We start from the raw sequence: 25,409 nt of genomic DNA, 5'->3' as shown, positions 1-25,409 counted from the left end.
CTTGCGCCGCGCCGATGAACTACCGGGCAGACGCTTCAGCCGGTTTAACAGCCGCGGGCTTGAGCACCAACCACAACGCCGCCGCAATCAACACCCCGCCATACAGATGCGCCATCCCCAACGGCTCATCCAGCAACAACGCCCCCCACAGCACGCCGAACGGCGGAATCAGGAAGGTCACGGTCATGGATTTGACCGGGCCGATGGAACTGAGCAGGCGGAAATAAAGGATGTACGCCAGCGCAGTACACACCAGACCCAGCCCCAGCAGCGACAACCAGACGCTCCAGCCACCCCAGCTGGCCGGTGGTTGGCTGATGACGCTGTAGCCAAACAGCGGCAGCAAGAACACCGTGGCGCCGAACATGCTGCCCAGGGCCGAGAGACGGCTGTCCAAGCCACCTTGCTGATCGAGCCAGCGCCGGGTGAGGAAACCGGCAAAGCCGTAGCAGGTCGTGGCCAGCAGGCAGGCAAGGGCGCCCATCAGCAGTTGCAGGTCGAACGCTACCGGGCCGGCGCGGGTCAGGATGCCGACGCCGAGCAGGCCCAGGCAGACACCGCTGACCTTGGCTGGGGTGAGTTTTTCGCTGAAGAACAAGCCGCCGATCAACACCCCCATCAACGGCGTGGTGGCGTTGAAGATCGCCGAGTAACCGGCCGGCAGCACCTGGGCCGCCAACGAATAGAACGTGGCCGGAATGCCCGAGTTGATCAGGCCCAGCCCCATCACGACTTTGAGCTTGCCGCGAAAATTCCAGTCGACGCGCATCAGGGCCAGGATCACCAACAGCCCGACGAAGGCGATGGACACGCGAAAAAAAGCAGTGGGGATTGTGCCAATGACGGGGGCGATAATGCGCATGAACAGGAAACTGGCGCCCCAGATAGCGGCCAGTGACAGTAAACGCAGGATATCGACGAGGTTCACGAGTCATTCCTTCCTTGATTGGGCGGCAAGTGTCGCCGCCCTGAATAGCGATGGCAATGGTTGCGTTGCTGCGTGATTGGCCTCTAAGCTCAGTCGCCAATAACAAGCATGACCCGCCGAGGTTTACCCTATGCCGCAGCCATGGCCCGCCATCGAAATCGCCCGTTCGATACTCGACGGCTTCGACGATTATCGTGAGCATTTCCGGCAGATCACCGACGGCGCCCGCGCCCGGTTCGAGCAGGCACTGTGGCTGGAGGCGCAAGCGGCTTCGGCGGCGCGCATCAACTTGTATGAAGAAAAAGTCTTCGAAACCGTTGCCAGGCTGCACAAGGCCTTCGATGACGAAACCCTGATGGACGTGAGCTGCTGGCCGCTGGTCAAGAGCGCCTACATCAGCCTGATCGACCTGCGCTTCGACGATGAGCTGTCGGAAACCTGGTACAACTCGATCTTCTGCGGGTTGTTCAGCCACGACCTGATCAGCGACGGCACCATGTTCATCCATACCACCCGGCCCAGCCTGCGTCGGGCCCGTGCCGCCCAGACCCGCACCTACAAACCCCAGGGGCAGTTGGATCGGATGCTGGCGAGCGTGTTCGCCGATTACCGTTTCAGCGAGGACTACGCCGACTTGCCGGGTGACCTGCGGCGCCTCGAAGCGCAGTTGCGCGAGAACCTGCCGGACTGGGTCTGCAAGGACCCTGAGCTGACGGTGGAGTTGTTTTCTTCAGTGCTCTATCGCAACAAGGGCGCCTACCTGGTGGGCCGGATCTACACCCGTGAGGACCAATGGCCGTTGGTGATTCCGCTGTTGCACCGCGAGGGCCGGGGTATCCAGATCGATGCGCTGATTACCGACGAGGCGCAGGTGTCGATCATCTTCTCGTTCACCCGCTCGTACTTCATGGTGGACGTGCCAGTGCCGGCGGAATTCATCGGCTTTCTCAAGCGCATCCTGCCGGGCAAGCACATCGCCGAGTTGTACACCTCCATCGGTTTCTACAAGCATGGCAAGTCCGAGTTCTACCGAGCGTTGATCAACCACCTGGCGAACACCGACGACCAGTTCATCATGGCCCCGGGTGTGCGCGGCATGGTCATGAGCGTGTTCACCCTGCCGGGCTTCAACACGGTGTTCAAGATCATCAAGGACCGTTTCTCGCCGTCGAAAAACGTCGACCGGGCCACGGTGATCGAGAAGTACCGCCTGGTGAAGAGCGTCGACCGGGTCGGGCGCATGGCCGATACCCAGGAATTCGCCGATTTTCGTTTTCCCCTGAGCAAGTTCGAGCCGGCGTGCCTGGAGGAACTGCTGGACGTGGCGCCGTCCACGGTGTCGGTGGAAGGCGACACGGTGCTGATTCGTCACTGCTGGACCGAACGGCGCATGACGCCGCTGAACCTGTACCTGGAAAACGCCAACCAGGACCAGGTGCGCGAGGCGCTGGAAGACTATGGCCTGGCCATCAAGCAACTGGCGGCGGCCAATATCTTCCCCGGCGACATGCTGCTCAAGAACTTCGGCGTGACCCGCCACGGCCGCGTGGTGTTCTACGACTACGATGAAATCTGCTTCCTGACCGAAGCCAACTTCCGCCACATCCCCCAACCCCGTACACCGGAAGACGAAATGGCCTCCGAGCCCTGGTATTCCATCGGCCCGCTGGACGTCTTCCCCGAAGAGTTCCCGCCGTTCCTGTTCGCCGACGCCGGGCAGCGCAAGCTGTTCGACCAGTTGCACGGCGAGTTGTACAACGCCGACTATTGGAAAGGCCTGCAAGAGGCGATCCGGGCGGGGAAGGTGATCGATGTGTTCCCGTATCGGCGCAAGGACCTGGACAACGAATAACCCTTTGGGACGCTCCGCGTCCCAAAGGGCCGAACGCAGAGTGTCCGTTGAGGAATTCCCACGCGGAGCGTGGGAACAAGCCAACACCTGTGGGAGCAAAGCTTGCTCGCGATACAGGCGCCTCGGTCCCCCGGGAGACCGCGTCATCTTCATCGCGGGCAAGCCTTGCTCCCACATGTACGCAAATCTGCGACAATCGCCCCCTGCTCAAACCGACGACCCTTGCGTACCTGATGACTGACCAAGCCCCTGCTATCGACAAGCTGCTGAAAAACCTCGACCACGCCATGCTCGCCGACCGTCACCGGTTGCGGCGCCAGTTGCTCGAGCTGCGCAAGAAACCCGACGAGGCCAAGCTGGCCCAGTGGGTGACGCGCATGCAGGCGTCGTGCGATCAGGTGCTGGCGCGCAAGGCGAGCCTGCCGGTGATTCGCTACGACGATAATTTGCCGATTGCCGCCAAGCGCGACGAAATCAAGGACGCGCTGCTCAAGCACCAGGTGCTGATCATTGCCGGCGAAACCGGCTCGGGCAAAACCACGCAGTTGCCGAAGATCTGCCTGGAAATCGGTCGTGGCCAGCATGGCTTGATCGGCCACACCCAGCCGCGGCGGATCGCCGCGCGCAGTGTGGCGAGCCGGGTGGCCGAGGAACTGGCCACGCCGTTGGGCGCGCTGGTGGGTTATCAGGTGCGGTTCGAGGACCAGAGCGATGCCAACACCCTGATCAAGCTGATGACCGACGGCATCCTGCTGGCCGAGACCCAGAATGACCGTTACCTCGAGCGCTACGACACGATCATCGTCGACGAAGCCCACGAACGCAGCCTGAACATCGACTTCCTGCTGGGTTACCTCAAGACCCTGCTGCCACGCCGTCCGGACCTGAAAGTCATCATCACCTCGGCGACCATCGACCTGGAGCGTTTCTCCAAGCATTTCGATGACGCGCCGATCGTGGAAGTCTCGGGTCGCACCTTCCCGGTGGAAACCTGGTATCGCCCGCTGACCCTGGAGCAGGACGAGGAAGGCAACCGGGTCGAGGACGACTTGACCGTCGACCAGGCAATCCTCGCCACCCTCGACGAAATCGCCGCCTACGAGCGCAGCGAGCGGCGCAGCCCTGGGGACGTGCTGGTGTTCCTGCCGGGCGAGCGGGAAATTCGCGACGCGGCGGAGATGCTGCGCAAGGCCCAGCTCAAGCACACCGAGATTCTGCCGCTGTATGCGCGCCTGTCGCCGGCTGAACAGCAGCGGATCTTTCAGTCCCATCCGGGCCGTCGCGTGGTGCTGGCGACCAACGTCGCCGAAACCTCGCTGACCGTGCCGGGCATCCGCTACGTGATCGACAGCGGCACCGCGCGCATCAGCCGCTACAGCTATCGGGCCAAGGTCCAGCGCTTGCCCATCGAAGCCATTTCCCAGGCCAGCGCCAACCAGCGCAAGGGCCGCTGCGGGCGGGTCGAGCCGGGGATCTGCGTGCGGTTGTACAGCGAAGAAGATTTTCTTGGACGGCCGGAATTCACCGACCCGGAAATCCTGCGCACCAACTTGGCGGCGGTGATCCTGCAGATGCTGCACCTGCGTCTCGGCGAGATCACCGATTTCCCGTTCATCGAGCCGCCGGATGGCAAGGCCATCAGTGACGGTTTCAACCTGCTGCAAGAATTGTCGGCGGTGGACCGCAACAGCCAGTTGACCCCGCTCGGTCGCCAGTTGGCGCGCCTGCCGGTGGACCCGCGCATGGGCCGGATGCTGTTGGAAGCGGCGAAGCTGGGCAGTTTGCAGGAAGTGCTGATCGTCGCTAGCGCCATGTCGATCCAGGACCCGCGCGAGCGTCCGCCGGAGCGCCAACAGGCGGCGGACCAGGCCCACGCCCAGTGGAAGGATGCGGATTCGGACTTCGCCGGGCTGGTCAACCTGTGGCGCGGTTTCGAAGAGCAGCGCCAGGCCCTGACCGCCAGCCCGCTGCGCAACTGGTGCCGCAAGAACTTCCTCAATTACCTGCGCCTGCGCGAGTGGCGTGATTCCCATCGGCAGTTGAGCCTGATCTGCCGCGACATGCAGCTGAGCCTCAACAAAGAACCGGCCGACTTCCCGAAATTGCACAAGGCGGTGCTCTCGGGCCTGTTGAGCCAGATCGGCCAGAAAACCGAAGATGGCGACTACCTCGGTGCTCGCCAGCGACGGTTCTGGGTCCACCCCTCGTCGGGCCTGGGCAAGAAGCGTCCGCAATGGCTGATGACCGCCGAGTTGGTGGAAACCACCAAGCTGTATGCGCGCATGGTCGCCAAGATCGAACCGGACTGGATCGAACCGCTGGCCGGGCACCTGATCAAGAAAAACCACTTCGAACCCCATTGGGAGAAGAAGCGCGGGCAGGTGGTGGCCTATGAGCAAATCACCCTGTTCGGGCTCATCGTCGTCGGTCGCCGGCCAATGCATTACGGGCCGGTGGACCCGGTGGTCTCCCGTGAACTGTTCATCCGCGAGGCGTTGGTGCGCGGCGAGATCCAGTCCAGGGCCAAGTGCCTGAGTGCCAATACCAAACTGCTGGAACAACTCGACGAGCTGGAGGCCAAGGCCCGTCGCCGCGACATCCTGGCGGACGAGGATACCCTGTTTGCCTTCTACGACGCGCGCTTGCCGGCCGAGATCCACCAGACCGCGACGTTCGACAGCTGGTACCGGATCAACAGCCAGAAAGACCCGCAACTGCTGATCATGCGCGAAGAAGACGTGCTGGCCCGCGAAGCCAGTGAAGTCACCGCCGCGCATTACCCGGACACCTTGCGCGTCGGCGACCTGACCTTGCCGCTGAGTTATCACTTCGAGCCCAACCATCCCCGCGATGGCGTGACCCTGCGAGTGCCGGCGCCACTGCTGCCGATGCTGCCGCCGGAACGCCTGGAATGGCTGGTGCCGGGGGTGATCGAAGCCAAGTGCATCGCCCTGGTGCGCAACCTGCCCAAGGCCTTGCGCAAGAACTTCGTGCCGGTGCCGGATTTCGTCAAGGCGGCGCTGCAGCGCATCACCTTCGCCGAGGGCTCTTTGCCGCAGTCCCTGGGCCGTGAGCTGCTGCGCATGACCGGGGCGCGGGTCAGTGACGAAGCCTGGACCGAAGCGGCCCAGCAGGTGGAAAGCCACCTGCGCATGAACCTGGAAATCGTCGACGGCCAAGGCAAGTTCCTCGGCGAGGGTCGTGACCTGGCCGAGCTGACGGCGCGTTTTGCCGAAGCCAGCCAGGCCGCCCTGGCCGTACCGCAAACGGCGAAAAGCCAGGCACCGGTGGAGGCGAAGGTCTTCGCCCCGGTGGCCGAGAAAACCCAACAGAAGATCGCCGGGCTGTCGATGACGGTCTACCCGGCGCTGGTGGAAGAGGGCGGCGTGGTCAAGGAAGGGCGTTTCCCGACGCCGGCCGAAGCCGAGTTCCAGCATCGCCGCGCCTTGCAGCGCTTGTTGATGCAGCAATTGGCCGAGTCGGCCAAGTTCCTGCGCGGCAAGCTGCCGGGGCTGACGGAGCTGGGCCTGCTGTACCGCGACCTGGGCCGCATCGACAGCCTGGTGGAAGACATCCTGCTCGCCAGCCTCGACAGTTGTGTGCTTGAAGGCGAAGCGAGCCTGCCCCGTGACGGCGCCGCGCTGGCCACCCTGGCCGAGCGCAAGCGCGGCGGCTGGACCGAGCACGCCGAACGCCTGGCGAAGCTGACCCTGGACATCCTCAAGCTCTGGCATGGCCTGCAAAAACGCTTCAAGGGCAAGATCGACCTGGCCCAGGCCGTGGCGCTGAACGACATCAAGCAGCAACTCAGCCACCTGGTGTACCCGGGCTTCGTCCGCGAAACCCCACATCAATGGCTCAAGGAACTGCCGCGCTACCTCAAGGCCATCGAGCAACGCTTCGAGAAGCTCGGTAGCCAGGTGCAGAAGGACCGGGTCTGGAGCGGCGAGCTGTCGAACCTCTGGGCTCAATACCAGGCCCGCGCCAGCAAACATGCCCAGGAAGGCAAGCGCGATCCGCAACTGGAGCTGTACCGCTGGTGGCTGGAGGAATACCGGGTGTCGCTGTTCGCCCAGCAACTGGGGACCAAGGTGCCGATCTCGGACAAGCGCCTGGGCAAGCAGTGGGGGCAGGTGGAGGGTTGATGGCAAAACCCGTCAACTCCTGTGAAACCCCTGTGGGAGCGAGCTTGCTCGCGATAGCGGTGTATCAGTCAACATCAATGCTGGCTGAACCAGCGCTATCGCGAGCAAGCTCGCTCCCACAGGGTATGGTGTTGTAGTGAAGGGAGAATGGGCCAAACGCCAGCGTTTATGGCAAACTTCGCGGCTATAAATGCCGGTCCCGTGGTTTTGAGCTTCAATGCCCCGGGCGGATCGGAATAAAGCGATGCCAGGGCTGCTTCCCCGGATGGGAAAAGTCCCTTTGTGTATTGGTACGTCGGTGCCAATGCTTTCTGCCTGAACAGATCAGAGACACGACCATGCATAACGTCGTCATCAGCGGCACCGGCCTGTACACCCCGGCCAACAGCATCTCCAACGAAGAGCTGGTGCAATCTTTCAATACCTATGTCGCGCAATTCAACGCCGACAACGCCGACGCCATCGCGCGCGGTGAAGTCGAGGCCTTGACCGAATCCAACGCGGCGTTCATCGAAAAGGCCTCCGGCATCAAGAGCCGCTTTGTCATGGACAAGGACGGTATTCTCGATCCACAACGCATGACCCCACGCTTGCCCGAGCGCTCCAACGACGAGTGGTCGGTGCTGTGCGAAATGGCCATCGGTGCCGCGAAGCAGGCCCTGGAGCGCGCCGGCCGCACCGTCGCCGACATCGACGGGGTGATCGTCGCCTGTTCCAACCTGCAGCGCCCGTATCCGGCCATCGCCATCGAGGTCCAGGAAGCCCTGGGTATCGAAGGTTTCGGTTTCGACATGAACGTGGCCTGTTCCTCGGCCACTTTCGGCATCCAGGCAGCGGCCAACAGCGTGCAACTGGGCCAGGCCCGGGCGATCCTGATGGTCAACCCGGAAGTGTGCACCGGTCACCTGAACTTCCGCGATCGCGACAGCCACTTCATCTTCGGCGACGCGGCCACCGCCGTGATCATCGAGCGGGCGGACCTGGCGACTTCGCTGTACCAGTTCGACGTGGTCAGCACCAAGCTGCTGACCAAGTTCTCCAACAACATCCGCAACAACTTCGGCTTCCTCAACCGCGCCGCGCAAGAGGGCGCCGGTAGCCGCGACAAGTTGTTCGTCCAGGAAGGCCGCAAGGTGTTCCGCGACGTCTGCCCGATGGTGGCCGAGCTGATCGGCGCTCACCTGGAAGAAAACCAGCTGAACGTAGGCGAGGTGAAGCGCTTCTGGCTGCACCAGGCCAACCTGAGCATGAACCACTTGATCGTGCGCAAACTGCTGGGACGCGAAGCCACCGAAGAGGAAGCACCGGTGATCCTCGACCGCTACGCCAACACCAGTTCGGCCGGTTCGGTGATTGCGTTCCACAAATACCAGGATGACCTGCCCAGCGGCTCGGTCGCCGTGCTCAGTTCGTTCGGCGCCGGTTATTCGATTGGCAGCGTGATTTTGCGCAAGCGTTGATCCACTGTTGCTGCGTCGATTTTTTTGTGGGGGCAAGTCCTTGTGGGAGCAAAGCTTGCTCGCGAAACAGGCGACTCGGTTTATGGAGGACCGCGTCGCCTGCATCGCGGGCAAGCCTTGCTCCCACATAAGTCCCCGCCACAACCGCGATCTATCCAGCAATAGGGCATTGAATGACGGTCACCGATGACAGCCTCCTGCTCCAACGTCTCCTGGCCGGTGAGCAGCAGGCCTACAGGGAACTGGTCAGCGCCTACCAGAGCCCGATGCGCGCTGTGGCCTATGCCATCGTCGGCAGTCGCCATGTCGACGAAGTGGTGCAGGACGCGTGGCTGTCGGTGGTGCGCAATCTCGGTGGGTTCCAGGGGCGTTCCAGCCTCAAGACCTGGCTGTTGACCATCACCGCCAACGCCGCCAAGGGGCGCTACAAGCAGAACCGTCGGGAGGTGTTGCTCGACGATCTGCCGTCACCCCATGGCACCCTCGGCGATGATCGTTTCGCCGCCGATGGTCATTGGCTGCTGGCGCCGTTCGCCTGGCACCAGGACACGCCTGAGGCGCTGCTCACGATGGAGGAATTACGCGATTGCCTGGAGCACACATTGCTCAGCCTGTCGGAACTGCAAGGCAGCGTGCTGAACCTGCGGGAACGCCAGGGGCTGGAGCTGGAAGAAATCTGTAATCTTCTGGATATTTCGCTCTCCAATGTGCGAGTGCTGTTGCATCGCGCCCGGCTGAAAGTCTTCGCGACCGTTGAACATTTCGAGGAAACCGGCGAATGCTGACCTGCAAGGAACAAGTGGCGCGCTCCAGCGATTATCTCGACGGCCAGTTAAGTTTTCGTGAACGCCTGATGGTGCGTCATCACCTGATGTTCTGCCCCAACTGCCGGCGTTTTATCCGCCAGATGCGCCTGATGCAGGCGACCCTCAGGAAACTGCCGCAACCGCCGATCCCCGACCTGGATCACCTCGCCGAGAAACTCGCCGCCGAGCGTCGCAGAAACATCCGCTAAACCGCGATACACACCAACCCCCTGTGGGAGCAAGCTCGCTCCCACAGGTTCTCCATGGCTGGATTTGTTATTCCCATTCGAAGTAAAAAGTTCCGCTGTCATAAAATCTTTATGTGATAGCAACTCGCCTGACACAACCCATCGCCAAGATCCCCTCCCAACACCAGCGGGCCCAGTTCCGCGTGTTTTCTAACGCATAGACTACCAACAGGGGAATTCTTCGATGATCCGCAAGCACTTCGCAGGTGTTGCCGCCAGCGCACTGGCAATGGCAGTAACCGCCCAGGCTTTCGCCGGCACCGTCACTACCGATGGCGCCGATATCGTAGTCAAAACCAAGGGCGGCCTTGAGGTCGCTACCACTGACAAAGAGTTCAGCTTCAAGCTCGGTGGTCGTCTGCAGGCTGACTACAGCCAGTTCGATGGTATCTACACCGACAACGGTAAATCGGCCGACGCCGCTTACATCCGTCGCGCCTTCCTGGAACTGTCCGGCGTGCTGTACACGGATTGGGCCTACACCATCAACTACGACATGTCCCACAACAGTGGCGACTCCGATAACGGCTACTTCGACGAAGCGTCCCTGGCCTATAACGGCTTCAAGCCGGTCTCGATCAAGGTCGGTCGTTTTGACCCCGATTTCGGCCTGGAAAAAGCCACCAGCTCCAAGTGGGTGACTGCACCTGAGCGTAACGCCGCCTACGACCTGATCGACTGGGCCAACAGCCATCAGAACGGCCTGGGCATCCAGGCTTCCAGCACCTTCGCCGATTCGTTCTATGCCTCGGCTGGCGTGTTCAGCAAGGACACCGACGACACCGACGGCGACAGCGTCAAGCAAGTCAACGGTCGCTTTGTATTCGCACCGATGCACGAAGCCGGCAACGTGCTGCACTTCGGTTTGAACGTGGCCTCGCGTGACGTTTCGGACACCGCGTTCGACGCACGTTACCGCTCCCGCCTGGGCATGCGTGGCGTTGAAACCCTGGGTGGCAACGACGCCGGCCCTAACGGCAACCGTCCGGTCCTGGGCGGCGCCAACAACTCGCCGGCCGGTTCGTACGACACTGACACCGCCTTCGGCCTGGAAGCCGCTTTCGCCATGGGTCCTGCGTCGATCCAGGGTGAGTACATCTCCCGCAAGACCAAGGCTGACAGCGCCGCCTTCGAAGACATCAAAGGCCACGGCTTCTACGTCCAGGGTGCCTACACCCTCACCGGTGAATCCCGCGGCTATAAAGTCGGCAAGTTTGACGCGATCAAGCCTCAGAACAAATCCATCGGCGCCTGGGAAGTGTTCTACCGCTTCGACAGCATGACCGTCGAAGACGACAACATCACCACTGCCTCGGCGACTCGTGAAGTAGGCGATGCCGAAGCCAAGGTGCACAACCTGGGCGTGAACTGGTACGCCAACGAAGCGGTGAAAATCTCCGCTGCCTACATCAAGGCCAAGACCGACAAAGTCACCAACGCCAATGGCGACGACGATGGCGACGGTTTTGTGATGCGTGCCCAGTACGTGTTCTAAATCGCGTTGACTTGATACACCGCTCTGACTTCATCCGTTAAAGCGCTCCTTTGAACCCCGCCTCTGGCGGGGTTTTTTTATGTGCGCCCGGTCAGGATCGGCGATACTCGCTCCATCCGTCGTCTGGCTATCGAGGAATCGCATGCCGCTTCACGTCTTGGACAGCCTGTCCGCCATCGCGCCGCCCGAGTGGGACGCGCTGGTGCCCGCCAATCAACCGTTCCTGCGCCACGCCTTCCTGAGCACCCTGGAAGACAGTGCCAGCCTGGGCCCGCAATCCGGTTGGCAAGCCGAGCATTTGCTGCACATTGAAGACGGTCATCTGCTGGCGGCCTTGCCCAGTTACCGCAAGTGGCATTCCTACGGCGAATACGTGTTCGACCACGCCTGGGCCGACGCTTGCGCCCGCGCTGGCATCGACTATTACCCCAAGCTGTTGACGGCGGTGCCGTTCAGCCCGGTCAGTGGCCCGCGGTTGCTGGCGGCGCGCGGGGAAGATGGTCTGGAGCTGCTGGGCAGCTTGCCGGGGTACCTGGAGATCGAAGGGCTTTCCAGTGCCCACATCAACTTCACCGATGCCTTCACCGACGCGGCGCTTGCCGGGCAAGAAGGCTGGCTGCAGCGGATCGGCTGCCAGTATCACTGGCAGAATCGCGGTTATCGCGACTTCCAGGATTTTCTCGATGCGCTCAGTTCCCGCAAGCGCAAGCAGATGCGCAAGGAGCGTGAGCAAGTGGCGGGGCAGGGCATCGCGTTCGAATGGCTCGAAGGTCATCAGTTGGACGAGGCGCAGTGGGATTTTGTCTACGCCTGTTACGCCAACACCTACGCGATACGACGGCAGGCGCCTTACTTGACCCGAGCGTTTTTCAGCCTGCTGGCCGAACGCATGCCCGAGGCCATTCGCGTGGTGCTGGCCAAGCAAGGTTCGCGGCCGGTGGCGATGGCGTTCAGCCTGGTGGGTGGCGACAGTTTCTACGGACGTTATTGGGGCTGCCTGGCGGAGTTCGACCGCCTGCACTTCGAGACCTGTTTCTATCAAGGCATGGACTACGCGATTGCCCATGGCTTGCAGCGTTTTGACGCCGGTGCCCAGGGTGAGCACAAATTGATTCGCGGGTTCGAGCCGGTGATTACCCGCTCATGGCATTACCTGCGCCACCCTGGTTTGAAAGCGGCGGTCGAAGATTTTCTCGCCCGGGAACAGGAGGGTGTGCTGGCGTATGCCGAAGAGGCGAAAACAGCACTGCCTTATCGGCAGTGCTGATTTTCGCGGGTGTGACTCAGCGGTTTTCCTGGCCCAGCCAGCGGTACGAGACACCGCCGATGACGGCACCCAGCAGCGGCGCTACCCAGAACAGCCACAGTTGCTCGATGGCCCAGCCACCGACAATCAGCGCCGGACCGGTACTGCGGGCCGGGTTGACGGACGTGTTGGTGACCGGAATCGAGATCAGGTGAATGAGCGTCAGGGCCAGGCCGATGGCAATCGGTGCCAGCCCGGCGGGCGCACGTTTATCGGTGGCGCCGAGGATGATCAGGATGAACATTGCCGTCATGACCAGCTCGGTGACAAAACCGGTCGCCATCGAATACCCACCCGGCGAATGCTCGCCATAACCGTTCGCTGCCAGGCCGGACGCGGCCAGGTCAAAGCCTTCCTTGCCGCTGGCGATGAAGTAGATCAATGCGGCGGCCAGTACACCCCCTATGACTTGGGCAACGATGTAGGCAGGCAACTCCCTGGCCGGAAACCGCCCGCCCACGTACAAGCCCACCGACACCGCCGGGTTCAGGTGGCAACCCGAGATATGCCCGATGGCGAATGCCATGGTCAACACCGTCAGGCCGAACGCCAGGGCAACCCCCAGCACGCCAATCCCGGAGGCGGCCAATACCGCGCTGCCGCAGCCGCCCAATACCAGCCAGAACGTACCCAACAACTCAGTCGTTGAACGTTTGAGTAAAGACATAAGCTTCCTTGATAAAACAGTCGTGATAATCGGTTATGCATCCAGCAGTATTACGACAGGTTCATCTCCAGAACCTGGGCTGAGTACAGCAGAGTGCTGCAACAAATCCAGCGACAAAAAAACCGCCAGCGTCATGGACGGTGGCGGTTTTGGCCGTGGTCGAGGGGGGAGTATGTCGTTGCGGTGCGGGCTAAATGGATCCTGGACAGAATTTTTCAGAATGGCGCTCGGACACTGGGCTGTGGGAGCAAAGCTTGCTCGCGATGCAGGCGCCTCGGGCCATCCGGGAGACCGCGTTATCTTCATCGCGGGCAAGTCTTGCTCCCACACGATCCCACACCACCTGTCTGTAGAAGCTCAGTCGATCCCCACAAACCCCCCGGTCTGATGCTGCCACAATCGGGCATACAACCCGCCATGGGCCAGCAGTTCGGCATGGCTGCCGGTTTCGGCGATGCGGCCATTCTCCAGCACCACCAATCGGTCCATCCGGGCGATGGTGGAGAGGCGGTGGGCGATGGCGATCACGGTCTTGCCTTGCATCAAGGTCTCGAGGCTTTCCTGGATCGCCGCCTCGACTTCCGAGTCCAGCGCTGACGTCGCTTCGTCCATGATCAGGATCGGCGCGTCCTTGAGCAGTACCCGCGCGATAGCGATGCGCTGGCGCTGGCCGCCGGACAGTTTCACGCCGCGCTCACCCACATGGGCATCGAAGCCGGTGCGGCCTCCGGCGTCCGACAGCAGTGGGATGAACTCATCGGCCCGGGCCTTGCGCACGGCTTCCCAGAGTTGCGCATCGGTGGCGTCGGGTTTGCCGTAGAGCAGGTTCTCGCGAATCGAACGATGCAGCAGCGACGTGTCCTGGGTGATCATGCCGATGCGTTCGCGCAGGCTTTCCTGGCCGACTTCGGCGATGTCCTGGCCATCGATGAGAATGCGCCCGCCTTGCACGTCATAGAGGCGCAGCAGCAGGTTGACCAAGGTGGATTTACCCGCGCCGGACGGGCCGATCAGGCCGATTTTCTCGCCGGGCTTGATGGTCAGGTTGAGGTCGCCGATCACGCCACTTTTCTTGCCATAGTGGAAATCCACGTGCTCGAAACGCACCTCGCCCCGGGCCACGGCCAGAGGCTTGGCCTGATCGCGGTCGGTGACACTGACCGGCTGGGCGATGGTCTGCAAACCATCCTGGACCATGCCGATGTTTTCGAAGATGCCGGTGACGACCCACATGATCCAGCCGGACATGTTGACGATGCGTATCACCAGCCCGGTGGCCAACGCGATGGCGCCGACGCTGATCAGCGACTGGGTCCAGAGCCACAATGCCAGCGCGGTGGTGCCGACGATCAGCAGCCCGTTCATGCTGGTGATGACCAGGTCCATGCTGGTCACGACCCGGCCAGCCAACTGGGCTTTTTCGGTCTGCTCCTGGATGGCTTCGCGGGCGTATTGCTGTTCGAAATTGGTATGGGCGAACAGCTTGAGGGTGGTGATGTTGGTGTAGCCATCGACGATCCGCCCCATCAGTTTGGAGCGGGCATCGGACGACACCACCGAGCGCTCCTTGACCCGTGGCACGAAATAGCAGAGTGCGCCGATGTAGGCGGCAATCCACATCAGCAGCGGGATCATCAGGCGCCAGTCGGCTTCGGCGAACAGCACCAGGGAACTGACGGCGTAGATCAGCACGTGCCACAGGGCATCCACGGCCTGAACCGCCGAGTCACGCAGGGAGTTGCCGGTCTGCATGATGCGCTGGGCGATGCGCCCGGCGAAGTCGTTCTGGAAGAAATTCAGGCTCTGCTTGAGCACGTAGCTGTGGTTCTGCCAGCGAATCAGGCTGGTCATGCTGGGGCTCAGGGTCTGGTGCACGAGCAGGTCATGCAGGGCCACGAAGATCGGCCGGAAGATCAGCGCCACCACGGCCATCCAGGCCAGCTCCAGGCCATGGACCTTGAAGAAGTCCACATTGGGCGTGCCCTGGGTCAGGTCGATGATGCGGCTCAGGTAGCTGAACAGCGCCACTTCGATCAGGGCGCCGATCAGGCCGACCACCAGCAGTACGGCGAAGCTGGGCCAGACCTGTTTCAGGTAATAGGTGTAGAAGGGCAGGACGCGGTTCGGTGGGGCCGAGGTCGGGGCGTCGCGGAAGATATCGATCAGTGTTTCGAAACGGCGATAAACCATCAGTCAATGCCCTGGCAAGGGCTCTCCTTTTTGCTATGGGCGGCGGGGGATCACCGCGCCACCCAGGCTTGCCGTGTGCCTCTTCAGTCGACGCGCTTGGCCGACTTGATGAGCACAGGGTCGATCGGCACGTTTTGCATGCCTTGTTTGGTCGTGGTCTGGGAGTTGACGATGATGTCCACTACGTCCATGCCCTTGACCACTTTGGCGAACACCGCGTAACCGGCGTCACGGCCCGGGTCGAGGAACGCGTTGTCGGCCACGTTGATGAAGAACTGGCTGGTGGCCGAGTCCGGGTTGGAGGTGCGCGCCATCGACAAGGTGCCGCGAACGTTGTGCAGGCCATTGCTGGCTTCGTTCTTGATCGGTGCCTTGGTGTCTTTTTGCTGCATCTGTTGGGTAAAGCCGCCGCCCTGGGCCATGAAGCCCGGGATCACGCGGTGAAAAATCGTGTTGTTGTAGAAGCCGCTGTCTACGTACTCAAGGAAGTTCTTGGTACTGATGGGGGCCTTGACCGGGTCCAGTTCGATTTCGATCTGGCCGTTGGTGGTGTCCAGTAATACATGCGGTGCCTTGGCGGGTGTCGCAGCCATCAGGTTGGCGGCAAACAGTACGGTGCCGGCGGCAAGGGCGATTTTTTTCAGCATGGGGTCAGTGATCCTGAGTGGTGGAATCGGTTGCGGTCAAAAAGTCGAGCAGGGTTTGGTTGAAGCGTTCGGATTGATCCAGCGGGGTAGCGTGCCGTGAATCGGCGATGACCACCAGCCGTGCGTCGGGCAGCAGTTTTACATAGGCTTCTTTCAGCGCCACCGGGGTGTAGTCGTGGTCGGCGCAGATGACGAGGGTTGGACAGGCAACCTGCGAAAGTCGTTCCTGAACGCCCCAGCCTACGATCGCATCGAAGCTGGCGAGATAAGCACGTTTGTCGTTCTTTGCCCAGCGCCGGGCCATTTCCAGGCGTAACTCGGTTTGTTCGGGCTTGGGGAACAACTTGGCGCCGAGGGCCTTGCCGATGGTTTCCAGGCTGAGCAGGCGCATCAGGCTCCAGCGCTTGAACCATTGCCAGCAATCGTCGGGCGTGCGGACTTTGACTTCGGGCGCGCTGTTGACGATGCACAGGCTCTTGAGCCGTCCGGGGTCATCCACTGCCAGTTGAAAACAGATCATGCCGCCCATGGACCAGCCCACCAGATGCACCGGGCCCAGGCCCAGGTGTTCGATCAGGGCGCTCAGGTCGGCGCTGAAACCTTCGATGCTGTAGCGCCCGCGCGGCTTGTCGGAGCGACCGTGGCCGCGCACATCCACCACGATCAGGTGATAGTGGGTGGACAGCACCGGGATCTGTTTTTCCCAATCCTGGGTACTGGAACCCAGCCCGTGGACCAATACCAAGGGCGTGCCGTGGCCGTATTCCTCGTAGTGCAGGTTGCAACCTTCGTGCTCGAAATAGGCCATCGGTGAACTCCTTGTCAGGCTTGTTCAGGGGCTGCGAACGGCGCATCCAGTGGCGCGGTGTCGAAGGTGCGCAGCAATTCGATCAGGATCTGCGTGGCCGGGCCCAGGGGTTTTTCCTTGTTCGAATACAGATAGAAGCTCGGGTTGCGGCTGCCGCCCTGATCCAAGGGTAGCTGTTTAAGCGTGCCTTCCTTGAGTTCCCGCTCAATCATGTGCCGGGGCAGCCAGGCGAAGCCCAGGCCGCTGCCTACGAAGGTCGCGGCGGTGGCCAGGCTGCCGACGGTCCAGCGCTGCTCGGCGCCGAGCCAACCCACGTCGCGAGGTTGCTGGCGTCCGGAGTCGCGGATCACCACTTGCAACTGGCTCTCCAGATCCTGGAACGTCAGCTCGCGGTTGAGGCGATGCAGGGCGTGTTCGGGATGGGCCACCGCGACGAATTCAACGTCGCTCAATTCTGCCCCCAGATAGCCAGGAATGCTGAAGCTGCTGATGGCCAGGTCGGCCACGCCTTCGAGCAGCACTTCTTCGACACCCGACAACACTTCTTCGCGCAGCCGCACCCGGCAGCCACGGCTTTGTGGCATGAACGCCGTCAAGGCGCGAACGAGGCGGGCGTTGGGGTAGGCCGCGTCGACCACCAGGCGCACTTCCGCTTCCCAGCCTTGCTCCATGTGGTGGGCCAGGTCTTCCAGTTGGCTGGCCTGTTTCACCAGTTGCCGGGAACGGCGCAGCAGTACGCCGCCGGCCTCGGTCAGCACGGCCTTGCGACCATCGATGCGCAGCAACGGTACGCCGAGCTGATCCTGCATGCGGGCCACGGTGTAGCTCACTGACGACTGGGAGCGATGCAGCACTTCAGCGGCCTGGGCGAAGCCACCGTGGTCGACCACGGCCTGCAAGGTGCGCCATTGATCAAGGGTCACGCGGGGCGCTTTCATATCGAGCTCCTCTTGTCCTAAGCTGGCAGTCCCTTGGTGGAGACTGCCGAATGAAGAAAATCTGTTGTGTGGTGCTGGCCTTGCTGCCACTGACTGCGTTTGCCTACCCGATCGATGTGGAAAAACACCTCAACGGCCTGAGCATCGACTACAACGCCTATGACACCGATGCCGATATCGGTTCCATCCAGGTCAACAACTACGGCAGCACCGACGCGGCTTGTACCGTGGTCTTCAGCAATGGCCCTGAAGCACCTCGCACCCGCAAGATCGAAGTCGCCGCCGGCAAGTTCAAGAACGCCACGGCCAAGTTCAACCGCAACATCATCAAGCTGCGCATCAAGCTGACCTGTCAGCCGAAATAGCCCTGCAGTGGGGCAGGCAATATTGCTTGCTCCGCTTATAAACGAATTTATCGATGCTTTACAGCAGTTATTTGCGCTTTTTCATCGATATGCTCGCGTTTAATCTTCACTCCATCGACTGACAACATTCTCAGATGGAGCCTACAAGCCATGTCCCGCGTTCTGATCATCGAAAGCAGTGCCCGCCAGCAAGACTCGGTGTCCCGTCAACTGACCCAGACCTTTATCAGCCAGTGGAAAGCGGCGCACCCGGCCGACGAAATCAGCGTTCGCGACCTGGCCATCAATCCGGTGCCGCATCTGGATGCCAATCTGCTGGGGGGCTGGATGAAGCCGGCCGAGCAGCGCAGCGACGTTGAAAACGCCTCGCTGGAACGCTCCAACCAACTGACCGATGAACTGCTGGCCGCCGACGTACTGGTGATGGCTGCGCCGATGTACAACTTCGCCATCCCCAGCACCCTGAAAGCCTGGCTCGACCACGTGCTGCGTGCCGGCGTGACGTTCAAATACACCCCCACCGGTCCTCAAGGCCTGCTGGCCGACAAGCGCGCTTTCGTGCTCACCGCCCGTGGTGGCATTCACGCTGGCGGCAGCTCTGACCATCAAGAACCCTACCTGCGCCAAGTGATGGGCTTCATCGGGATCCACGACGTGACCTTCATCCATGCCGAGGGCATGAACCTGGGCGGCGACTTCCAGGAGAAAGGCCTGAATCAGGCCAACGCCAAACTGGCGCAGGTCGCCTGATCCGTTAATCCTCGGATAATCGCCAGGTGGTCTAGTGACTTGGCGCTTCCCTTCAAACCGTTTTGCGCATCGAACCTCCCTTTGCACTTATTGCTCCTGAGTGCATCAGCCCGATTGAACGCGTTAGCGAGATCGGGCTTTTTTTTGGGGAAATGGAAACAACGATCCTTTAAGATGAGCGGCCCTTAAAGCCTTGAGGGGTGGAAGATGTGCAGGCCCAGGCTTCTCCCGGATTTGGCAAGTCTCTCGATGCCTGCTGTGGTAATTTATGCGCGCAATTACAGTAGGGAGACTGTGATATGTTCAAAGTCAGACGGAAAACATGGGCTTTATTCCTGGCCTATCTCATAGGGGCAAGTGGCTATATCTACTACCTCTATGTCGAGACGCAAAGCGTCCTCACTGACAACATCAATAATAAATTGCTGCATGCCGCGCTGGGCGCTTCAGCCATCCTCGGCGACCGTTACCATGACAACCTGGTCGATAAACAATCCAAATCGCAAGCGCAGGACTGGGATACCATCCAGCGGCTTTCCGGCTTCAACGAGTCCATGGGTACTGCTTTTGTCTATAGCGTGATCAAGCGAGATGCAAAGGCCTACCTGATCAGTTCCAGTGCATCGAAAAAAGAAATTCAAGAGAAGAATTTCGTGCGTTTTTTCGACCCTTATCCCGATGCCAGCCAGGCTTTACTCGATAGTTTTAAGCGCACCGAGCCAACCTGGATCGACTATTCGGATCATTGGGGTGATTTTCGCGCGGTCTTTGTCCCGTTAAAATCACAAGACGGTACGGTGTATGTTGTCGGGGCGGAAATTACCTTGGCGGACTACTACCAACAACTTAATCATGACTCCCTTTACCACATCATCCTGGCCATCCTGGTATTTCTCGCTCTCCTCCTTTTGCGCATGCGCACTCATCTGCAGCAATTGCGGGTCAATGAGCAGGTATTGAATCAGGCGAAAAATGCCGCCGAGGACGCTGATCGTTCAAAAACCAGCTTTCTGGCAACCATGAGTCATGAAATTCGCACCCCGATGTACGGTGTCATTGGTGCGACCGAATTACTGGCCCGGTCTGCCCTGGATCCCGAGCAACGCCGTCTTCTTACAACGATTCATTCCAGTGGACGGACCCTGCTGTCTCTTATCGATAACATTCTCGACCTTGCCAAGATCGAAGCAGGCAAACTTGAATTGAAACCTCGTGTTTTCGAAGTGAGAGCACTGGTTTCATCCTGTATGGAACTAATCCGACAAAATATCCAGGACAAACCCATCGTGCTGGAGGCGCAGTTTTCCCCGGACGTACCGCCTTTGGTCAAAACCGATATGGATTGCCTTCGCCAGATATTGATCAACTTGCTGGGCAATGCGGGCAAATTTACCGAAGTCGGAAAAATATCGCTCCTGGTCACCACCAGCGGCTACGGCTCCCAAGCGTGGCTCGACTTCTCCATACGCGATACCGGCATCGGTATCCCCACGGAACAGCAAGACAATCTGTTCAAGCCCTTTGCCCAGTTCAAAGGGCCGGCCAGTCAACGCTTCACTGGGAGTGGGTTGGGTCTTTCCATCTGTAAGAACCTGCTTGAGGCGCAGCAGGGGACTTTATCGTTCACCAGCGAGCCTGGTGTCGGCTCGACATTCTCCTTCTCTCTCCCCCTGGCGCTTTTTTCAGTCTCGGAAATACCCATCAAGGATGATCATGCGGCGGTTGGCTTCGACTCGTCTTTTGCCGAGGATTATCCGCTCGATATCCTTCTGGTGGAGAACCATCCGGTGAGCCAGAAAGTGGCCATGGCGATGCTACAAGAGTTGGGTTATGCACCCGACCTTGCGTCAGATGGCCTGGAGGCGGTCAATCGTTGCATGGCTTCGATGCCAGCGATCATTCTGATGGATATCAACATGCCCGTGATGGATGGGATGGAGGCTGTGCGTAGGATCCGCGAATTGCCCCAGGGTGATACTTGCTACATCGTCGCATTCACCGCGAGTGTTTTTTCCCGCGAGATAGAGCGTTTCAGGGCTGCTGGTGCCGATGACATCTTGACCAAACCGGCAAACTTCCAGGCGCTGACCCGAGTGCTTCAGCGTGCCGCCAGCCATCGGCACCAGCCTCAGGCCACTTCTTGGGTCGTGGATGAAATTCCAAGTTAGCGGGGAATCTGTGGGGGCGAGCTTGCTGGCGATGGCGGTGGGTCAGAAATACAGAGGCTGACTGACACTCCGCCATCGCCAGCAAGCTCGCTCCCACCGTTCAAAACCGCTATCTTCGCCGCCATTCGAAACGAGGGGCGGTATGGGCTATCTACTTTTTGTGACATTGATCCAGGCGTTTTCCTTCAGCCTGATCGGCGAGTACCTGGCCGGGCATGTGGACAGTTATTTCGCGGTGCTGGTGCGGGTGTTGCTGGCCGGGCTGGTGTTCATTCCGCTGACGCGCTGGCGCCAGGTGGAGCCGGTGTTCATGCGCGGCATGTTGTTGATCGGCGCCTTGCAGTTCGGCGTGACCTACGTCTGCCTGTACCTGAGCTTTCGAGTGCTGACGGTGCCCGAGGTGCTGCTTTTCACCATCCTGACGCCCCTGCACGTGACCTTGATCGAAGACGCGCTGAACCGTCGCTTCAATCCCTGGGCGCTGATTGCGGCGCTGGTGGCCGTGGTCGGTGCGGCGGTGATTCGCTACGACCGGATCAACCCGGATTTCTTCATGGGCTTCTTGCTGCTGCAACTGGCCAACTTCACTTATGCGGCTGGTCAGGTGCTCTACAAACACCTGGTGGCCCGCCACCCGAGCGACCTGCCGCATTACCGGCGCTTCGGTTATTTCTATCTTGGTGCGCTGATGGTGGCGTTGCCGGCTTTCCTGCTGTTCGGCAAGACCAACTTCTGGCCTGAAGCGCCGCTGCAATGGGGCGTGCTGGTGTTCCTCGGCCTGGTCTCCACCGCGTTGGGGCTGTACTGGTGGAACAAGGGCGCGTGCCTGGTCAATGGCGGTACGCTGGCGGTGATGAATAACCTGCATGTGCCGGTGGGGCTACTGGTGAACCTGCTGATCTGGAACCAGCACGAGGCACTGGGGCGGTTGCTGCTGGGTGGGTCGGTGATATTGGCGGCGGTGTGGATCAGCCGGTTGGGGGTACGCCAACCTCAGCCTTCGCCCTGAACACTGTGGGAGCGAGCTTGCTCGCGATAGTGGAGTATCAGTCAGCATCTATGTTTCTGACACACCGCTATCGCGAGCAAGCTCGCTCCCACAGGGGAATGGGGGTTGGCTTTAGACCACCTGCTTCTGCGGCTCCGGCAGGTGGCTCGCCCCCAGCACCGCCGGCAGCAGCCCCGAACGCAGGTCCGTGCCGCTCGGCTGCTGGTACAGGTTCAACCCGAACTCCGGCATCACCGCCAGCAGGTAATCGAAAATATCCCCCTGGATACGTTCGTAGTCGGTCCACGCTGTGGTGCGGGTGAAGCAGTAGATTTCCAGCGGGATGCCCTGGGCGGTGGTCTGCAACTGCCGGACCATGCAGGTCATGTTCGGCTGGATCTCTGCGTGGCTTTTCAAATACGCCAATGCATAAGCGCGGAAGGTGCCCAGGTTGGTCATCCGCCGACGGTTGGCCGACATCGCCGCGACGTTGCCCTGGGCCTCGTTCCAGGCCTTGAGTTCGGCCTGCTTGCGGCCGATGTAGTCGGTCAGCAGGCGCACCTGGGTCAGGCGCTGTTCTTCCTCGTCGTGCAGGAATCGCACGCCGCTAGCGTCGATGAACAGGCTGCGCTTGATCCGCCGCCCGCCGGACTGCTGCATGCCGCGCCAGTTCTTGAACGACTCGGACATCAGGCGCCATGTGGGGATCGAGACGATGGTCTTGTCGAAGTTCTGCACCTTGACCGTGTGCAGTGTGATGTCCACCACATCACCGTCGGCGCCGACCTGGGGCATCTCGATCCAGTCGCCGACCCGCAGCATGTCGTTGCTGGTCAATTGCACGCTGGCGACGAACGACAGCAGGGTGTCCTTGTAGACCAACAGGATTACCGCCGACATCGCACCCAGGCCCGACAACAGCAACAGCGGCGAGCGGTCGATCAGGGTGGCAACGATGATGATCGCGCCAAACACATACAGCACCATCTTCGTCAGTTGCACGTAGCCTTTGATCGAGCGGGTACGTGCATGCTCGGTGCGGGCGTAGACATCCAGCATGGCGCTGAGCAGGGCACTGAGGCTCAGCACCATGAACAGGATGGTGAAAGCCAGGGCGACATTGCCCAGGAAAATCATGCTGGTCTTGCTCAGCTCCGGCACAAGGTGCAGGCCGAACTGGATGATCAGCGACGGCGTCATCTGCGCCAGGCGATGAAAGACCTTGTTCTGGCGCAGGTCATTGACCCAGTTCAAGGCCGGTTGGCGCCCCAGCAACTTGGCAGCGTGCAGGATCAGGTAGCGCGCCACACGGCCAAGCACCAGGGCGATGACCAGCAGCAACATCAGGGCTAGGCTGGAATGCAGGATCGGGTGCTGGTCAAGGGCACCCCAGAGGTCTTGGAGGTTGACCCAGAGTTGTTTGATGTCCATGGACGAAACGGTTCTTCTATAAAGACGCGACGGTGCGATTAGAGCATTTAAGCCCGGTCAAGTGACCGTTGATGCAATAACGGCTGATAAAAATGCACTGATTTACCGCCGTTTGTATAAAGAAACTCGGCCTTCGCGCTCGAAACCGTTACCCTATGCAGCTGTTTTTTTGCATTTCTTCGAGGTAGCACCCGTGTTTTCCCAATTCGCCCTGCACGAACGCCTGCTCAAAGCCGTGGCCGAGCTTAAATTTGTCGAGCCAACGCCGGTGCAGGCAGCGGCTATTCCGCTCGCGCTCCAGGGGCGTGACCTGCGGGTGACGGCGCAAACCGGCAGCGGCAAGACCGCCGCGTTCGTGCTGCCGATCCTCAACCGCCTGATCGGCCCAGCCAAGGTCCGCGTCAGCATCAAGACCCTGATCCTGCTGCCAACCCGTGAACTGGCCCAGCAGACCTTGAAGGAAGTGGAGCGCTTCTCGCAGTTCACCTTCATCAAGTCCGGCCTGATCACCGGCGGCGAAGACTTCAAGGTCCAGGCCGCCATGTTGCGCAAGGTGCCGGACATTCTGATCGGCACCCCAGGGCGGATGATCGAGCAGTTGAACGCTGGCAACCTCGACCTCAAGGAAGTCGAAGTGCTGGTGCTGGACGAAGCCGACCGCATGCTGGACATGGGCTTTGCCGAGGACGTGCAGCGTCTGGTGGACGAATGCACAAACCGTCAGCAGACCATGCTGTTCTCCGCCACCACCGGCGGCTCGGGCCTGCGCGAGATGATCGCCAAGGTGCTGAACAACCCTGAGCACTTGCAGCTCAACGCGGTCAGCCAACTGAATTCCACCACCCGCCAGCAGATCATCACCGCTGACCACAACCAGCACAAAGAGCAGATCGTCAACTGGTTGCTGGCCAACGAGACCTACGAAAAAGCCATCGTCTTCACCAACACCCGGGCCATGGCCGACCGCATCTACGGTCGCCTCGTTGCCCAGGAATACAAGGCGTTCGTGCTGCACGGCGAGAAAGACCAGAAGGACCGCAAGCTGGCTATCGACCGCCTGAAGCAGGGCGGCGTGAAAATCCTTGTCGCCACCGATGTTGCTGCCCGTGGCCTGGACGTGGATGGCCTGGACATGGTCATCAACTTCGACATGCCCCGCAGCGGTGATGAATACGTGCACCGCATCGGTCGGACCGGTCGTGCCGGCAACGACGGCCTGGCGATCTCGCTGATCTGCCACGGCGACTGGAACCTGATGTCGAGCATCGAGCGCTACCTCAAGCAGAGCTTCGAGCGTCGCACTATCAAGGAAGTCAAAGGCACGTACGGCGGACCGAAAAAGGTCAAGGCGTCGGGCAAGGCCGTTGGTGTGAAGAAGAAAAAGGTCGACGCCAAGGGCGACAAGAAGAAGGCCGGCGCGAAGGCCCCGACCAAACGCAAGACCGCCAACCGCCCGAAGACCGACGCCCCGTCGCTGGTCAGCAAGGACGGCATGGCCCCACTCAAGCGCCGCAAGCCAGAGGCGCCGGCGGCTGAGTAAGTCAGCGTTAGCGTTGTATGAAAAAACCGGACCTTGGGTCCGGTTTTTTTATGGGTGAGTACTCAAACTCAAGTCCAGCGCAGGGCCCCTGTGGCGATGGGAATTTGTGGGAGCAAAGCTTGCTCGCGACACAGGCGCCTCGATTTCTGAAAGACCGCATCGCCTTCATCGCGGGCAAACCTTGCTCCCACAAATAACCTCGCCACAAAAGCGGGTTGGGCTCGGCTGTGGCTAATCATCCCGCTTTCTTCTCCGCGTTCTTCAGCTCTTCCAGGCGCTTATCAATCAGCTGGCACTTATCCGGCACATCCTTGCTGGCAGTCTCCAGGTCCATGGCCTGCAACTCATCGTTGATTTCCTTGGCCTTGGCCGGGTTCTGTTCGGTGAGTTTGGTCACTTCATTTGCCAGTTGTTCGCGCTTGGCAGTCGCTTCCTCAGGCGTACAAGTGGCCCAGGCGGGCAGGGCGCAGGTGAGGGTGGCGGCGAGGGTGAGTTTCAAGAGGGTTTTCATGGCAGGGCCTCAGATTCCTTGTTGGGCAGGTAATGGGTTGAGGCTGGGGTTGGGGGGAAAGTTCATTTGCGGGCCTGTGGCCTGCCAATCCCCCGCCCCCCTGGTTTCAGATGAATGGTTCCCGCAATAGCTTCAAAGCCCCCATCCATTTAGTTGACGCCAAAAT

20 protein-coding genes are annotated in these 25,409 nt (G+C 60.7%); 12 read left to right on the top strand and 8 right to left on the bottom strand.

Annotated elements, in window-relative coordinates:
• Positions 1-19 precede the first annotated feature (19 nt).
• Positions 20-928: a DMT family transporter gene (locus tag AB4O22_RS19215; protein ID WP_460096969.1), complete on the bottom strand. Its 909-nt coding sequence runs from the start codon at positions 926-928 to the stop codon at positions 20-22.
• 130 nt (positions 929-1,058) lie between these two features.
• On the opposite strand from AB4O22_RS19215, the gene aceK reads away from it, so the two are divergent.
• The 7 genes from aceK to AB4O22_RS19180 all read left to right on the top strand — a co-directional run bounded on the left by aceK (position 1,059) and on the right by AB4O22_RS19180 (position 12,201).
• Positions 1,059-2,780, top strand: a complete 1,722-nt coding sequence (aceK, locus tag AB4O22_RS19210) for a bifunctional isocitrate dehydrogenase kinase/phosphatase (RefSeq protein ID WP_114731094.1) — start codon at positions 1,059-1,061, stop codon at positions 2,778-2,780.
• 233 nt (positions 2,781-3,013) lie between these two features.
• Positions 3,014-6,925, top strand: coding sequence for an ATP-dependent RNA helicase HrpA (gene hrpA / locus AB4O22_RS19205; protein WP_460096968.1), 3,912 nt, complete (start codon positions 3,014-3,016; stop codon positions 6,923-6,925).
• A gap of 338 nt (positions 6,926-7,263) precedes the next feature.
• Positions 7,264-8,385 carry a beta-ketoacyl-ACP synthase III gene (locus AB4O22_RS19200; RefSeq protein ID WP_460096967.1) on the top strand — a complete coding sequence of 374 codons (1,122 nt, stop codon included), beginning with the start codon at positions 7,264-7,266 and terminating at the stop codon, positions 8,383-8,385.
• Positions 8,386-8,558: 173 nt separating this feature from the next.
• Positions 8,559-9,170: an RNA polymerase sigma factor gene (locus AB4O22_RS19195; RefSeq protein WP_460096966.1), complete on the top strand. Its 612-nt coding sequence runs from the start codon at positions 8,559-8,561 to the stop codon at positions 9,168-9,170.
• Positions 9,164-9,400, top strand: a complete 237-nt coding sequence (locus tag AB4O22_RS19190) for an anti-sigma factor family protein (RefSeq protein WP_003198910.1) — start codon at positions 9,164-9,166, stop codon at positions 9,398-9,400. The genes AB4O22_RS19195 and AB4O22_RS19190 overlap by 7 nt, the downstream gene beginning before the upstream one ends.
• Before the next feature lie 223 nt (positions 9,401-9,623).
• Positions 9,624-10,934: an OprO/OprP family phosphate-selective porin gene (locus AB4O22_RS19185; RefSeq protein ID WP_003198912.1), complete on the top strand. Its 1,311-nt coding sequence runs from the start codon at positions 9,624-9,626 to the stop codon at positions 10,932-10,934.
• 142 nt (positions 10,935-11,076) lie between these two features.
• On the top strand, positions 11,077-12,201 hold the full coding sequence (locus tag AB4O22_RS19180; protein WP_003198914.1) for a GNAT family N-acetyltransferase: 1,125 nt from the start codon (positions 11,077-11,079) through the stop codon (positions 12,199-12,201).
• Between the two features lie 16 nt (positions 12,202-12,217).
• Here AB4O22_RS19180 and aqpZ read toward each other — a convergent pair whose 3' ends face one another.
• The 5 genes from aqpZ to AB4O22_RS19155 all read right to left on the bottom strand — a co-directional run bounded on the left by aqpZ (position 12,218) and on the right by AB4O22_RS19155 (position 17,490).
• Positions 12,218-12,907 carry an aquaporin Z gene (aqpZ, locus tag AB4O22_RS19175; protein ID WP_028236988.1) on the bottom strand — a complete coding sequence of 230 codons (690 nt, stop codon included), beginning with the start codon at positions 12,905-12,907 and terminating at the stop codon, positions 12,218-12,220.
• Positions 12,908-13,264: 357 nt separating this feature from the next.
• A complete protein-coding gene (locus tag AB4O22_RS19170; RefSeq protein ID WP_460106008.1) occupies positions 13,265-15,097 on the bottom strand; it encodes an ABC transporter ATP-binding protein in 1,833 nt (610 codons plus the stop codon).
• An 83-nt stretch (positions 15,098-15,180) separates the two neighbouring features.
• Positions 15,181-15,744, bottom strand: a complete 564-nt coding sequence (locus AB4O22_RS19165) for a peptidylprolyl isomerase A (RefSeq protein WP_003198920.1) — start codon at positions 15,742-15,744, stop codon at positions 15,181-15,183.
• Positions 15,745-15,748: 4 nt separating this feature from the next.
• A complete protein-coding gene (locus tag AB4O22_RS19160; RefSeq protein WP_223470745.1) occupies positions 15,749-16,552 on the bottom strand; it encodes an alpha/beta fold hydrolase in 804 nt (267 codons plus the stop codon).
• A gap of 14 nt (positions 16,553-16,566) precedes the next feature.
• Positions 16,567-17,490, bottom strand: coding sequence for a LysR family transcriptional regulator (locus AB4O22_RS19155; RefSeq protein ID WP_003198924.1), 924 nt, complete (start codon positions 17,488-17,490; stop codon positions 16,567-16,569).
• 50 nt (positions 17,491-17,540) lie between these two features.
• On the opposite strand from AB4O22_RS19155, the gene AB4O22_RS19150 reads away from it, so the two are divergent.
• From AB4O22_RS19150 to AB4O22_RS19135, 4 genes are all read left to right on the top strand, one after another.
• Positions 17,541-17,855, top strand: coding sequence for a hypothetical protein (locus tag AB4O22_RS19150; RefSeq protein ID WP_003198925.1), 315 nt, complete (start codon positions 17,541-17,543; stop codon positions 17,853-17,855).
• Positions 17,856-18,005: 150 nt separating this feature from the next.
• Entirely contained in the window at positions 18,006-18,605 is a 600-nt protein-coding gene (locus AB4O22_RS19145) for an FMN-dependent NADH-azoreductase (RefSeq protein WP_003198927.1), read from the top strand.
• 299 nt (positions 18,606-18,904) lie between these two features.
• Positions 18,905-20,773, top strand: coding sequence for an ATP-binding protein (locus AB4O22_RS19140; protein ID WP_460096964.1), 1,869 nt, complete (start codon positions 18,905-18,907; stop codon positions 20,771-20,773).
• Positions 20,774-20,915: 142 nt separating this feature from the next.
• Positions 20,916-21,782 (top strand): carboxylate/amino acid/amine transporter, encoded by an 867-nt coding sequence (locus AB4O22_RS19135; RefSeq protein WP_460096962.1) that lies wholly within the window; start codon positions 20,916-20,918, stop codon positions 21,780-21,782.
• Positions 21,783-21,893: 111 nt separating this feature from the next.
• On the opposite strand, the gene AB4O22_RS19130 is transcribed toward AB4O22_RS19135, so the two are convergent.
• The gene (locus tag AB4O22_RS19130) at positions 21,894-23,192 is read right to left on the bottom strand and encodes a mechanosensitive ion channel family protein (protein WP_069971078.1); all 1,299 of its coding nucleotides are present in this window, start codon (positions 23,190-23,192) and stop codon (positions 21,894-21,896) included.
• A 193-nt stretch (positions 23,193-23,385) separates the two neighbouring features.
• On the opposite strand from AB4O22_RS19130, the gene AB4O22_RS19125 reads away from it, so the two are divergent.
• Positions 23,386-24,732: a DEAD/DEAH box helicase gene (locus AB4O22_RS19125; RefSeq protein ID WP_460096960.1), complete on the top strand. Its 1,347-nt coding sequence runs from the start codon at positions 23,386-23,388 to the stop codon at positions 24,730-24,732.
• Between the two features lie 235 nt (positions 24,733-24,967).
• Here the strand turns inward: AB4O22_RS19125 and AB4O22_RS19120 are convergent, their stop codons facing one another.
• The gene (locus AB4O22_RS19120) at positions 24,968-25,243 is read right to left on the bottom strand and encodes a hypothetical protein (protein ID WP_223470750.1); all 276 of its coding nucleotides are present in this window, start codon (positions 25,241-25,243) and stop codon (positions 24,968-24,970) included.
• Between the last annotated feature and the right edge of the window lie 166 nt (positions 25,244-25,409).

The sequence above is a fragment of the Pseudomonas sp. S3_B11 genome (assembly GCF_054667715.1).
This window is presented reverse-complemented; position numbering and strand designations above follow the sequence as displayed.

Bases quoted from the DNA above. Each gene is read 5' to 3' on its own strand.
- aceK (WP_114731094.1), top strand. From the start codon at position 1,059: ATGCCGCAGCCATGGCCCGCCATCGAAATCGCCCGTTCGATACTCGAC.
- hrpA (WP_460096968.1), top strand. From the start codon at position 3,014: ATGACTGACCAAGCCCCTGCTATCGACAAGCTGCTGAAAAACCTCGAC.
- AB4O22_RS19200 (WP_460096967.1), top strand. From the start codon at position 7,264: ATGCATAACGTCGTCATCAGCGGCACCGGCCTGTACACCCCGGCCAAC.
- AB4O22_RS19195 (WP_460096966.1), top strand. From the start codon at position 8,559: ATGACGGTCACCGATGACAGCCTCCTGCTCCAACGTCTCCTGGCCGGT.
- AB4O22_RS19190 (WP_003198910.1), top strand. From the start codon at position 9,164: ATGCTGACCTGCAAGGAACAAGTGGCGCGCTCCAGCGATTATCTCGAC.
- AB4O22_RS19185 (WP_003198912.1), top strand. From the start codon at position 9,624: ATGATCCGCAAGCACTTCGCAGGTGTTGCCGCCAGCGCACTGGCAATG.
- AB4O22_RS19180 (WP_003198914.1), top strand. From the start codon at position 11,077: ATGCCGCTTCACGTCTTGGACAGCCTGTCCGCCATCGCGCCGCCCGAG.
- aqpZ (WP_028236988.1), bottom strand. From the start codon at position 12,907: ATGTCTTTACTCAAACGTTCAACGACTGAGTTGTTGGGTACGTTCTGG.
- AB4O22_RS19170 (WP_460106008.1), bottom strand. From the start codon at position 15,097: ATGGTTTATCGCCGTTTCGAAACACTGATCGATATCTTCCGCGACGCC.
- AB4O22_RS19165 (WP_003198920.1), bottom strand. From the start codon at position 15,744: ATGCTGAAAAAAATCGCCCTTGCCGCCGGCACCGTACTGTTTGCCGCC.
- AB4O22_RS19160 (WP_223470745.1), bottom strand. From the start codon at position 16,552: ATGGCCTATTTCGAGCACGAAGGTTGCAACCTGCACTACGAGGAATAC.
- AB4O22_RS19155 (WP_003198924.1), bottom strand. From the start codon at position 17,490: ATGAAAGCGCCCCGCGTGACCCTTGATCAATGGCGCACCTTGCAGGCC.
- AB4O22_RS19150 (WP_003198925.1), top strand. From the start codon at position 17,541: ATGAAGAAAATCTGTTGTGTGGTGCTGGCCTTGCTGCCACTGACTGCG.
- AB4O22_RS19145 (WP_003198927.1), top strand. From the start codon at position 18,006: ATGTCCCGCGTTCTGATCATCGAAAGCAGTGCCCGCCAGCAAGACTCG.
- AB4O22_RS19140 (WP_460096964.1), top strand. From the start codon at position 18,905: ATGTTCAAAGTCAGACGGAAAACATGGGCTTTATTCCTGGCCTATCTC.
- AB4O22_RS19135 (WP_460096962.1), top strand. From the start codon at position 20,916: ATGGGCTATCTACTTTTTGTGACATTGATCCAGGCGTTTTCCTTCAGC.
- AB4O22_RS19130 (WP_069971078.1), bottom strand. From the start codon at position 23,192: ATGGACATCAAACAACTCTGGGTCAACCTCCAAGACCTCTGGGGTGCC.
- AB4O22_RS19120 (WP_223470750.1), bottom strand. From the start codon at position 25,243: ATGAAAACCCTCTTGAAACTCACCCTCGCCGCCACCCTCACCTGCGCC.